The sequence below is a fragment of the Azospirillum sp. UENF 211521 genome (genome assembly GCF_058780535.1).
In genome coordinates this window covers 1,420,437-1,432,711 of sequence record NZ_JBSNCF010000002.1, presented here as the reverse complement: position 1 = coordinate 1,432,711, position 12,275 = coordinate 1,420,437, and the positions used below count along the sequence as shown (strand labels likewise).

General features: G+C 71.0%; 9 protein-coding genes. 4 read left to right on the top strand and 5 right to left on the bottom strand.

From position 1 onward, the window contains the following. Positions 1–62: 62 nt before the first annotated feature. From ACWPN5_RS23270 to ACWPN5_RS23255, 4 genes are all read left to right on the top strand, one after another. Entirely contained in the window at positions 63–971 is a 909-nt protein-coding gene (locus ACWPN5_RS23270; RefSeq protein WP_492297605.1) for a LysR family transcriptional regulator, read from the top strand. A gap of 103 nt (positions 972–1,074) precedes the next feature. Next, complete coding sequence (locus ACWPN5_RS23265; protein WP_492297603.1) at positions 1,075–2,646, top strand: ABC transporter substrate-binding protein; 1,572 nt, start codon at positions 1,075–1,077, stop codon at positions 2,644–2,646. Positions 2,647–2,656: 10 nt separating this feature from the next. Continuing rightward, entirely contained in the window at positions 2,657–3,604 is a 948-nt protein-coding gene (locus ACWPN5_RS23260) for an ABC transporter permease (RefSeq protein WP_145689457.1), read from the top strand. 8 nt (positions 3,605–3,612) lie between these two features. After that, positions 3,613–6,150, top strand: a complete 2,538-nt coding sequence (locus ACWPN5_RS23255; RefSeq protein WP_492297601.1) for a dipeptide ABC transporter ATP-binding protein — start codon at positions 3,613–3,615, stop codon at positions 6,148–6,150. Positions 6,151–6,155: 5 nt separating this feature from the next. On the opposite strand, the gene ACWPN5_RS23250 is transcribed toward ACWPN5_RS23255, so the two are convergent. The 5 genes from ACWPN5_RS23250 to ACWPN5_RS23230 form a co-directional block, all read right to left on the bottom strand. Beyond that, positions 6,156–7,028 (bottom strand): IclR family transcriptional regulator, encoded by an 873-nt coding sequence (locus tag ACWPN5_RS23250; protein WP_186466187.1) that lies wholly within the window; start codon positions 7,026–7,028, stop codon positions 6,156–6,158. 85 nt (positions 7,029–7,113) lie between these two features. Then, positions 7,114–8,034 (bottom strand): 4-hydroxy-tetrahydrodipicolinate synthase, encoded by a 921-nt coding sequence (gene dapA, locus ACWPN5_RS23245; RefSeq protein WP_200476480.1) that lies wholly within the window; start codon positions 8,032–8,034, stop codon positions 7,114–7,116. Positions 8,035–8,084: 50 nt separating this feature from the next. After that, positions 8,085–9,869 (bottom strand): ABC transporter permease subunit, encoded by a 1,785-nt coding sequence (locus ACWPN5_RS23240; RefSeq protein WP_492297598.1) that lies wholly within the window; start codon positions 9,867–9,869, stop codon positions 8,085–8,087. Between the two features lies 1 nt (position 9,870). Then, complete coding sequence (locus ACWPN5_RS23235; protein WP_492297596.1) at positions 9,871–11,001, bottom strand: ABC transporter ATP-binding protein; 1,131 nt, start codon at positions 10,999–11,001, stop codon at positions 9,871–9,873. Between the two features lie 147 nt (positions 11,002–11,148). Then, on the bottom strand, positions 11,149–12,231 hold the full coding sequence (locus ACWPN5_RS23230; RefSeq protein WP_492297594.1) for an ABC transporter substrate-binding protein: 1,083 nt from the start codon (positions 12,229–12,231) through the stop codon (positions 11,149–11,151). Positions 12,232–12,275: the final 44 nt, after the last annotated feature.

Genomic DNA, 12,275 nt, shown 5'->3' with positions numbered 1-12,275 from the left:
CGGAAGACGCCGCCCGTGCAGGTTATTCCTGCACCAAGCGCCATGTGTTAGCCTCGGGCTCCATGGCCGATCCCGATCTCAACCTCCTCCTCGCGCTCGATGCGCTGCTGTCGGAGGGCAGCGTCGTCAAGGCGGCGCGCCGGCTCGGCCTCAGCGAGTCCGCGATGAGCCGCACCCTGGCGCGCCTGCGCGCGGTCACCGGCGACCCGCTGCTCGTCCGCGCCGGGCGCGGCCTCGTCCCGACGCCGCGGGCCGTCCAGTTGCGGGAGCGGGTGCCCGGCCTCGCCGAGGAGGTCCGCGCGGTGCTGCGTCCGGCGGAGGCCATCGACATCGCCCGGCTGGAGCGCGGCTTCACCCTGCGCGCCAGCGAGAGCTTCATCGAGGTCTACGCGGCCCGGCTGGTCGGCCGCGTCGCCGCCGAAGCGCCCGGCGTCCTTCTGCGCTTCGCGCCGCGAGGCAACCGCGACGCGCAGGCGTTGCGCGACGGGCTGATCGACCTCGACATCGGGGTGCATTCGGAAACCACGCCGGAGCTGAAGGTGCAGAGCCTGCTCCGCGACCGGCTGGTCGCCGCCGTGCGGGAGGGCCACCCGCTGGCCCGCCTGGAGACGGTGACGCCGGACCAGTACGCCGCCTGCGGCCATGTGCTGACCTCGCGGCGCGGGCTGGTGCGCGACCGCATGGACGAGGCGCTGGCCGCCCTCGGCCTCGCCCGCAAGGTGGTGGCGGTGGTGCCGAGCTTCCCGGCGGCCCTGGCGATCGTCCGCGCCTCCGACCTGACCGCGCTGGTGTCCGAACGCCAGCTCGCCGCCGGGGTGGCCGGGGTGCGCACCCTGCCGCTTCCCGCCGGTCTGGCGACCGTCTTGGACGAGGTCGTGGTGACGCAGATGTGGCATCCCCGGCAGGACGCCGACCCGGCCCACCGCTGGCTGCGCGGTCGGATTCTCGCCGCCTGCCGGGAGCCGGACTGACCCGCGAAGCATCGCAAGGGGGCCGCGGCGGAGCGGGAGCGGCGCAACAACCTCCCCTTCCCGGCATTGATACGGTCGGATCGACTTCGACGACTGGGACGCAATGACTGGACTCCGACGCGCGCTCGCGGGCCTGCTACTCGGCGCTCTTCTCGCCTTGCCGGGCGCGCCGCTCCGGGCGGCGCCGGTGCCGAAGGACGTGCTGGTCGTCGGCCAGATCGCCGAACCGGCGTCGCTGGACCCGGCGGTCAGCACCGCCACCAACGATTTCCGCATCCTGGTCAACCTCTATGAAGGGCTGGTCCGCTACCGGCCCGGAACCCTGGATGTCGAGCCCGCGCTGGCCGAGCGCTGGACCGTCTCCGACGACGGGCTGACCTACCGCTTCGCGCTGCGTCCGGGCGTCACCTTCCACGACGGCACGCCCTGCGACGCCCAGGCGGTGAAATTCAACTTCGACCGCATGCTGGACAAGGCGCATCCAGCCGCGGACACCGGCCCCTTCCCGCTGGCCTTCTTCTTCGCGGCCATCGACCGGGTCGAGGCGCCGGACCCGCTCACCGTCCGCATCATGCTGAAGGAGCCCTTCGCGCCCTTCCTCTCCAACCTCGCCTACCCGACGGGCCTGATCGTCTCGCCCACGGCCGTGATGAAGGAGGGCCGGGGGTTCGGCCGGCGGCCGGTCGGCACCGGACCCTTCCGCTTCGTCGAGTGGCAGGGCAGCCGGCGCCTGACCATCGAGCGCAACCCGGACTATTGGGGCACACCCGCCAAACTGCGCGCGGTGATCTTCCGCCCGGTCAGCGACCCCAACACCCGGGCGATGGAGATGCTGGCCGGCGGCCTGGACGTGATGGTGGAGGTGCCGGCCGACGCGCTGTCGCAGTTCCGCGACGGCGACGGCTTCCGGGTGCACGAGCAGGCCGGGCCGCACCTGTGGTTCCTGATCCTGAACACCCGGCACGGGCCGCTGAAGGACCGTCGCGTCCGGCAGGCGGTGAATTACGCCATCGACAAGCGGGCCATCGCCGATAGCATTTTGCAGGGCACGGCGATCCCGGCCCGTGGCCCCACCGCCCCCGCCTTCGACTGGGCCACCGACCCCGCGGCCACGGGCTATCCCTACGACCCGGACAGGGCGCGGGCGCTGCTGAAGGAGGCCAAGGCGGAGGGCGCGCGGCTCACCTTCTATGTGGCGGAGGGCGGGTCCGGGATGCTCGACTCCGTCGCCATGGGAACGGCGATCCAGGCGAACCTCGCCGCCGTGGGGTTGGCCGTCACCATCGAAACCTACGAATGGAACAGCTTCCTGGCGCGGGTGAACGGCGGGCTGGGCGAGGCGGCGGACATGGCCGAAATGGCCTGGATGACCAACGATCCTGACACCCTGCCGTACCTGACCCTGCGCTCCGGCGCTCTGCCGGAGGCGGGCGGGTTCAACTCCGGCTACTACGCGAATCCGGAGCTTGACCGGCTGCTGGAACGGGCGCGGCGCAGCGGCGACCGGGACGAGCGGGGGGCGCTCTACCGGCAGGCCGAGCGCATTATCGTGGAGGATGCGCCCTGGGCCTTCGTGGCGCACTGGAAGCAGAACGCCGTCACCACCGCGGCGGTGCGCGGCTTCGCGCTGGAGCCGTCCTTCTTCCTGTTGCTCGACCGCGTGTCGAAGGATTGAGGGGGCGCCCGTGAGGTCTTACATCCTCGGCCGCCTCGCGGCGCTCGTCCCCGTGCTGTTCGGGCTCAGCGTGATCGTCTTCCTGATCATGGCGCTGATCCCCGGCGACCCGGCGACCGCGATCCTCGGCCCCTACGCGACGCCGGAGAACGTGGCGCGGCTCCGCCAGGACCTCGGCCTCGACCACAGCCTGCCGGTGCGCTACGCGACGTGGCTGGGCAACGTGCTGGCGGGCGACCTCGGGCGTTCCTCCAGCCTCAACCGGCCGGTTCTCGACGAGGTGACGGAGCGCTTCGCCGCCACGCTGGTGCTGGCCGGTGCCGCGCTGGTGCTGGCGTCGGTGCTCGGGCTGCTGGCCGGCATCCTGTCCGCCGTGCGGCAGTTTGGCCTCGCCGACAAGCTGGTGACTCTGGCCGTGCTGGTGGGGATCTCCATGCCGACCTTCTGGCTCGGCCTGCTGCTGATCCTGGTCTTCGCCGTCCGCTGGCAGCTTCTGCCGGTGAGCGGCATGGTCTCCATCTACGGCGGCGGGGACCTGCCGGACCTGCTGTGGCATCTGGCGCTGCCGGCGGCGACGCTCGCCATCGTGGCCGCCGGGGTGATCGCCCGGCTGACGCGGTCGGCCATGCTGGAGGTGCTGCGCCAGGACTTCGTCCGCACCGCCCGCGCCAAGGGGCTGACGGAGCGCCGCGTGGTGTTCGGCCACGCGCTGCGGGCGGCCATGGTGACGGTGATCCCGGTGATCGGCATCCAGGCCGGCTTCGTCCTGGGCGGAGCGGTCTACATCGAGACGGTGTTCCAGTGGCCGGGCATCGGCCGCATGCTGGTCAACGCCATCGCGACGCGCGATGTGCTGCTGGTCCAGGGCGGCGTCCTGGTGGTCGCGGCCAGCTATGTGCTGTTCAATCTGCTGGCCGACATACTGCAACGCCTGCTCGACCCGAGGATCGCGCCGTGAGGGGCGGCTTGGCTCTCTTGCGCCGCGTGATGCGCAACCGGCTGGCGGCGCTGGGGCTCGTGCTGCTGACGCTGATCGTCCTGGCCGCGCTCGCCGCGCCCGTCCTGCCGCTGGCCGACCCGGACGCCATCGACCCCGCCCGGCGCCTGCTGCCGCCCTTCAGCGCCGGGGCGTGGCTCGGCACCGACACCCTGGGGCGCGACGTGCTGGCCCGGCTGGTCTGGGGGACGCGGCTGAGCCTGGGGGTCGGCGTCGCGGCCTCCCTCCTCGCGGCGCTGGTCGGGTCGGCCATCGGCCTGGTCGCCGGCTACGCGGGCGGGCGGACCGACGGCGTGCTGATGCGCGGCATCGACGTGCTGATGGCCTTCCCCTACCTGCTGCTGGCGCTCGCCATCGTGGCGGCGCTGGGGCCGGGGCTGCTCAACGCGCTCTACGCCGTGGTGGTCGCCAACATTCCTTTCTTCGCGCGCAACGTCCGCGGCGCCACCGCCGGCCTGCGCCGCCGGGAGTTCGTGGACGCGGCACGCCTGTCCGGCATGGGCGAGGCGCGCATCCTGCTGGGCGAGGTGCTGCCCAACGTCCTGCCGGTCATCATCATCACCGCCTCGACCACCGTGGGCTGGATGATCCTGGAGACCGCCGGCCTGTCCTTCCTGGGGCTGGGGTCGCAGCCGCCGCAGGCGGACCTCGGCTCGATGCTGAGCGAGGGGCGCAAGGCGCTGATCACCGCGCCGCACGTCGCGGCGGTGCCGGGGCTGGTCGTCTTCCTGATCGTGATGAGCATGAACCTGATCGGCGACGGGCTGCGCGACGCGCTCGACCCGCGCCTGCGCTCCGGCATCCCCGGCGCGCCGGGCGCCGCCACGCGGGTGGAGCGGGCTGCCGGGGGCGGCGGGAATTCGGCCCCGGACCCTGGCGCGCTGCTGCAGGTCACTGGCCTGCGCACGGCCTTCGACACGGCGGGCAATCGGGCGGACGGCCCGGTGGACGCGGTGAAGGGCGTCGACCTGTGCGTCGCCCCCGGCGAATGCCTGGGCATCATCGGCGAGTCCGGGTCCGGCAAGTCGGTCACGGCGCTGTCCATCGCACGGCTCGTCGCCTCGCCGCCGGGCGTGGTTCGCGGCGGATCGGTGCGGTTCGCCGGAGACGATCTGCTGACGCTGCCGATCGGGGCGTTGCAACGGCTGCGCGGCGGGCGGATCGCCTATGTCTTCCAGGACCCGCTGACGACGCTCCATCCGCTGATGCCGGTCGGCGCGCAGGTGGCCGAGGCGCTGCGCGCCCATCGCCCGGTGCCGCGGGCTGAGGCCGACCGGCGGGTGGTGGAACTGTTCGCCGCCGTGAAGCTGCCCGACCCCGCCACCCTCGTCCACGCCCACCCGCACGAGTTGTCGGGCGGGCAGCGCCAGCGGGTCGGCATCGCCATGGCGCTGGCCAACGACCCGGAGCTGATCATCGCCGACGAGCCGACCACCGCGCTCGACGTCACCGTCCAGGCCGAGATCCTGGACCTGCTGGACGATCTGCGCCGCCACCGCCGCCTCGCCGTCGTCTTCATCAGCCACGATTTCGGAGTCATCGCCCGCCTCTGCGACCGGGTGGCCGTGATGTTCCAGGGGGAAATCGTCGAGGAGGGCGACACCCGCAGCGTCCTCACCCGCCCGCGGCACGCCTACACCCGGCGCCTGCTCGCCGCCGTGCCGGTCCTCGGGCGGTCACGGCGACCGGAGACGTCGCCGCGGGGGGCGTCGTCGGTGGGCTGGGCGGTCGAGGTTCGCGATCTGGTCAAGACCTACGCGGCGCGCCGGTCCCTGTTCGGGCGGTCACGCCCGGCGATCACTGCCTTGAAAGCCGTATCGCTGCGGGTGGCCGCCGGGGAAACGCTGGGGATCGTCGGGGAGTCGGGCAGCGGCAAGTCGACGCTCGCCCGCAGCCTCGTCGGGCTGAGCCGGCCGACCGGCGGGACCGTCCGGCTCGACGGGCGTCCCCTCGCCGAGCTGGCCGCCGAAGGGCCGCGTGCGCTGGGCCGGACGGTGCAGTATGTCTTCCAGGACCCGCTGTCCTCGCTCAACCCGCGCAAGACGATCCGGCGAACCCTGACGGCGCCGCTGCGCTTCCTGGCCGGTGTGCCCGCCGCGGAGCGGGAGGGGCGGCTGGCCGGGCTGATGCGGTCGGTCGACCTCGACCCCGCCATCCTGGACCGCTACCCGCATGAGCTGTCGGGCGGGCAGGCGCAGCGCGTCGCCATCGCGCGGGCGCTCGCCGCCGGGGCGAGGATCATCGTGCTCGACGAGGCGGTGTCCGCCCTCGACGTCTCGGTCCGACAGCAGGTGCTGCATCTCCTGGCGGCGCTGAAGGAGCGGCATGGGCTGACGTATTTGTTCATCAGCCACGACCTTGCCGTGGTCGAGGCCATCGCCGACCGGGTCGTGGTGATGGCCGCCGGCGCCATCGTCGAGGAAGGGCCGGGCGACCGCCTGTTCGCCGCGCCGGAGCACCCCTACACGCGGCGGCTGATCGCCGCCGTGCCGACGCTTCCGTCCTGACGCCGTTACCGCGGGTAGCCGGCGAACTTGTTGACGGAGATCGAGGTCGCCGCCACCAGCACATGGCGGGCGAGTTCCTGTTCGGCCGTTTCCGGCGTCCAGCGGGTGGTGGGGACGGAGATGTTCAGGCCGGCGACCGCGTGCCCATGCTCGTCGGTGATGGCGGCGGCGACCGAGATGTCGCCCATCACCGTCTCGTTGGTCACCACGGCGTAGCCTTTTTCGGCCGCCTCCTGCACGCGGGCGCGCAGCCGGCCGGGGTCGTTCACGGTGAAGGGGGTGAGCGGGCGGAGGTCGGTGCGGGCCAGGATCTCCTCCCGCTCCTCCTCCGACAGGCGCGACAGGATGGCGGTTCCCGACGCAGTGAAGTAGGCGGGCAGCCGGCTGCCGACCATGATGTCGATGTTCACCAGATGCCGGCCGGGGAAACGGGCGACGAAGACGATCTCGTGGCCGTCCAGCTCCTGGAGGTTGGCGGTCTCGCCGACGCTCCGGCTGATTTCCAGCAGATAGGGCGACGCCTTCTCGATCAGTTCGTTCGCCCGCAGGTAGTTGTAGGAGAACTGCAGCATCTTCGGGCTGAGCGCGTAGTTGCGCGTGCCGTGGACGCGCCGCAGGTAGCCGAGCGTCTCCAGCGTGTAGACCAGCCGCTGGGCGGCGCTGCGGTCCAGCCCCGCCGCCTTGGCGATCTCGGACAAGGGCATCTGCCGGTGCGGGCCGTCGAAGGCGTGCAGGATCTGGAAGGTCTTCTCGGTCGAGCCGACGAACAGCGAGGATTCGCGCGGGTCGGCCTTCGGCTTCACGGCCGGCGCGGTGCCGGCCTGTTGGCCGTCCTCCTCCGCCATGCCGCCCGTCCTGGTGGTCTTTCCGGCCTTCATCGGTGCTCGTCCTCGCGTCGTCGGCATGGTTCGCCTACGCATAGCATCCGGCGTGCCGGATGCCACGCGCAAGCGTTGCTACCGGTCAGGCCACCGCGGCGGCCGGCAGCCCTTCATAGGTGGTCAGGAGGCGCGACAGTTCGCTTTTCAGCGCCTCGCGCAGCTCCGCCCGCGGCTCGCGCAGCGGCGGCAGCATCGCCGGGGCGTTCACGCCGATGAGATCCATCACCGACTTCATCGGGCCGGGGTTGGTCTCGGCGAAGGCGAGGTTCATCATCGGGATGAGGGTGCGGTGCACCTCCAGCGCCTCGGCGGTCTTGCCGGACGCGGCGAGGTCGAAGACCATGCGCCAGGCACGCGGCAGGAGGTTGGCGGTGACCACGATGCCGCCCTTGGCGCCCGCGGCCACATGCATCGGGAACAGCGTGTCCTCGCCGCTCAGCATGGCGAAGGACGGGTCCAGCCCGGCCATCGTGCGCAGGAAATGGTACATGTCGGTGTTGCAGGCCTTCATGCCGATGATCCGCTCATGGCGCGACAGCTCGTGCAGCACCTCCGGATCGACGGCGATGCGGGTGCGGTAGGGGATCTCGTAGATCAGGATCGGCACCGGCGACTCGTCGGCGTAGCGCAGGAAATAGTCGCGGATGCCGGCCTGGGTCGGGTTGGTGTAGTAGGGCGTCAGGACCAGCAGGCCGTCCACGCCGGCCGCCGCGAAATCGCGGCCCGCGGCCAGGGCGTCGTGGTAGCCGGTGTCGAGGACGCCGGCGATCACCGGCTTCCGGCCGGCCATCGCCTCGACCGTCAAGGCGGCGAAGCGGTTGCGCTCGGCGCGCGCCAGCGCGCCGTACTCGCCGGTGCCGCCCAGCGGAACCACCCCGTCGATCCCCTGGCGGTTCAGCCAGGAGAACAGCGCCTTCGACGCCGCGACGTCGATGGTGCCGTCGGCGGTCACCGGCGTCGGGGTGGCGGGCAGAATGCCGCGGAGTTTGGTGGCATCGAGCATGATGTATCCTTGGAAGTGCGAAGAGATGGACGCGTCGGCGCGGGCGCTGGTCAGGAGGCCAGGCTGCGCCGGCGCAGCCGGTCCGCGGCGTAGATCAGCACCGCGACGAAGACGAGCAGACCGGTGGACACCGCCGCGATGACGGGGGAGACCTGAAGCGTCACCTCGTCCCAGAACTGCTTGGGCAGGGTGGCGCTGAGCCCGCCCGACGAGAACAGCGAGATGGTCAGCTCGTCGAAGGAGGTGGCGAAGGCGAACAGGAAGGACGACAGCATGCCGGCGCCCAGGATCGGGAAGGTGACGTGGCGCAGCGCGGCCAGCGGACGGGCGCCCAGGCTCTGCGCCGCGAGGTCGAGCCGGGTGTCGTAGTTGCGCAGCACCGCCGTCATCGTCATCACCACATAGGGAACGGCGACGACCGTGTGGCCGATCACCAGACCCAGGATGGTGCCGACCAGCCCCATCTGGGCGAACAGGTAGAACATGCCGACGGCGATGATCATGCGCGGCACGATCACCGGCGACAGAATGAAGGCCAGCATGGCGCCCTTGCCGCGCATGCGGCTGCGCACCATCAGGAAGGCGGCCGGCACGCCGATCGCCATCGACAGCAGGCCGGTGCCGAAGGCCACCACCAGCGAGCGGGTCAGCGCCTGCATCCACAGCGGCGACTGGAACAGCTGCTCGTACCATTGCAGCGAGAAGCCGGTGGGCGGCCAGGCCAGACCGGCCTCGCCGAAGGACAGCGGGACCATCAGGAAGGCCGGCAGGCTGATCAGCACCAGCATCGCCCACACCAGCGTGCGCAGGCCGGCCGACGGCATCTCGCCGGTGCCGCGCGGGCGGCGGCGCGGGAACAGGCCGATGAGCGCGTCGCTCGCCGTGCCGAGAAGCCCGAGCACCCGGCCGCCCAGCCGCCGCATGGCGGTGTCGCGGTTGTGCGCAGCCACGGCGGTCTCGCCGGTCAGCGTCGCGAAGCCGAAGACGCGGTCGTAGAGCAGGAACACCGCCAGCACCACCATCAGCAGCAGCACCGAGATGGCGCCCGCCAGGCCCCAGTTCAGCGTCTGCTGGATCTGGTCGATGATGAGCTGGGTGATCATCGTCTCGCGCCGCCCGCCGAGCAGGGCCGGCACGATGAAGAATCCGATGGCCGTCACGAAGACCATGATCGCGGCGGCGGCGACGCCGGGCAGCGACAGCGGGAAATAGACGGTCCAGAAGGCGGTGCCGGGACGCGCGCCGAGCGTGCTGGCGGCGCGGGGCAGGGTGCGGTCGATGTTCTCCATCACCGCCAGCATGGTCATCACCGCCAGCGGCAGCATGGCGTGCACCATGCCGACCAGAACCGAGCCGAAGCCGTAGAGCAGGTCGATCGGGCGGTCGATGATGCCCAACGACATCAGCGTGCCGTTGATGACGCCGTTGCGGCCGAGGATGATGACCCAGGCGAAGGCGCGCACCAGGAAGCTGGTCCAGAAGGCCAGCAGCACCCAGAAGATCAGGCGGCTCTTCGCCGGACCCTTGGTGACGGAGATCAGGTAGGCGATGGGGTAGGCCCCGGCCACCGCGACCAGCGTCGTCGCCAGCGAGATCTTCAGCGTGATCCACAGCACGGTGACGTAGAGGCTGGACGAGAAGAGCTGCTGGTAGGGCGCCAGCGTGAAACCCTGGCCGTTGTAGACGCTGAGCGCCAGGAGCTGCCCGACCGGGAAGACCAGGAAGACGGTGAGCAGCAGGACGATGGGGGCGCCCATCAGCACCGGTTTGCGCCAGGCCGGCGGGGCGCCGCGCCGTGGGGCGGCGTGGGACATGGTCATGATCTGGTCGCTCATGTCAGGCCGCCTTGGCCGTGGTTGCGGGCATGGCCGCCGGGCCGCGGTCCGCGATCACCACGGCGTCGCGGCTGTCCCAGGACAGCGCCAGCACGTCGTCGATGCGGATCGCCTCGGCCTCGTTGCGGGTGGCGAAGGCGGCGACCAGCGGCGGCAGGGCGTCGTCGAGCGGCTGCATGTAGACCTTGGTCAGGCTGCCGGTGACCATCACGTCGGACACCCGGCCCATCACGGCCGGTTCATCCCCCGACGGACGGGCGATGGTCAGGTTCTGCGGCCGCACCATCACCCGCACCGGGGAGCCCGGCGGCAGGTCCTGGCCGTTGGCGAGCGCGCGGCCCGGAAGGCCGGTGCTGCCCAGCCGGACTTCCGCCTCGTCGCCCACCCGCGGCCCCAGCGAGGCCGGCAGCAGGTTGGATTCGCCGAGGAAGTCGGCGACGAACAGCGTGCGCGGGCGGAAATAGAGGTCGGCCGGCGTGCCCAGCTGCTCGATGCGGCCGGAATTCATCAGGCAGATGCGATCGGACATCGTCATCGCCTCTTCCTGGTCGTGGGTGACGTAGACGACCGTGGTGCCCAGCTCGCGGTGCAGATGCTTGATCTCGAGCTGCATGTGCTCGCGCAGCTTCTTGTCCAGCGCGCCCAGCGGCTCGTCCATCAGGATGATCGACGGCTTGTAGACCATGCAGCGGGCCAGCGCGACGCGCTGCTGCTGGCCGCCCGACAGCTCGCGCGGGTAGCGCCCGGCGATGTGCGGCAGGTGGACCATCTCAAGCGCCTCGCGGGCGCGCTTCTTCGCCTCGGCTTCCGGGATCTTCCGCATCTTCAGCGGGAAGGCGATGTTCTCGGCGATCGTCATGTGGGGGAACAGGGCGTAGTTCTGGAACACCACGCCGATGTCGCGCTCGTAGGGCGGGGCGTAGGTCACGTCCTGCGCGCCGATGCGCACGATTCCTTCGTCGGGCGGAACCAGCCCGGCGAGCAGACTGAGCAACGTCGTCTTGCCCGAGCCCGACGGGCCGAGCAGGGTCAGGAATTCACCGTCGGCGACCACGAGATCCGTGGGGGCGAGCGCCACGAAATCGCCGTAGCGCTTGGCGAGGCCCTGGACGGTTAGGCTGGACGACGACATGGCAGGTCTCCTCGCGTCGAAAAGAAAGTGGGGAAGAATGCGGGAGCCCCGCGGCCGGCCCCGCCAAGCAGGGAGGGGCGGCCGACCGCGGGTCTTCAGAAACGGGCCCTCAGCAACAGGTCTTCGGGGACGCGACGTCCCGTCGCCTCAGCTAAGCAGCCAGGCGTTGTAGCGCTCGAGCGCCTTCTGCTGGTTGTCCAGCCAGAACTGCGCGTTGATCTTGACGCCCTTCTCGATGTTCGCCGGGAAGGTCGGGCAGTTGGGGGCGACCGCCGGGTCGATGTGCTTGAAGGCGTCGGGCATGGTGACGCCGGCCGGGAAGTACTTCACCAGCTCCGCCTGACGCTTCGGGTCGCAGGTGAACTTGATGAACTGGCGGCAGGCGTCGGCGTTCGGGGTGCCGGCCAGGATGGCCCAGTTGTCGAGGCCCCAGATGTTCTGGTCCCAGACGATGCCGACCGGAGCGCCGGCGGCGATCGCCGCCTGCGGGCGCGACACCCAGGTCGGGACGAGATCGACCTCGCCGGAGATCAGCATCTGCTCGACCTGCGCGCCGCTGGTCCAGAAGATCGGGATGTCCTTCTTGATGCGGTCCAGCGCCTTGAAGGCACGGTCGAAGTCGCAGGGATAGACCTCGCCGGTGGGCACGCCGTCGGCCATCAGCGCCTGCTCGATGGTGTCGAAGGGGTGCTTGCGCAGGGCGCGGCGGCCGGCGACGCCGGCGACGTCGTAGAAGTCCTTCCAGGAGGCCGGCGCCTTGCGGCCCTTGAAGGCGTCGGTGCGGTAGGCCAGCACGGTGGTGTAGACGTTGGTGCCGACGCCGTATTCCGACATGTACTGCTTGGGAATGCCGGCGACCGCCGGATCGTTCTCCAGCCCGTGCTTCTCCAGCATCGGCTTGTCGCCGCTGGTCAGCATGAGGATGGCCGGCTCGCTGATCTTGGCCATGTCCCAGGTGTAGGACTTCGCCTCGACCATCGAGCGGATCTGGGCGGTCGGCTCGGCGTTGGCCTGGACGCCGACGACCTCGATGCCGGTGGCCGCGGTGAAGGGCTTGTAGAAGACCTCGCCGTAGGCCTTGGTGTAGATGCCGCCGTCGTCGCGCACGACGATGCGCTTGTTCTGCGCGCGGGCCGGGCTCCAGATCGCCGGCATGGCGAGCGCCGCGGTGCCGGCGGCGCCGGCTTTCAGCAGGGTGCGGCGGGACCAGCCGGATTGACGTGTGCTCATGTCGGAACTCCTCGAGGATGGGCCGGGACGGCGGAAAGGCTGCG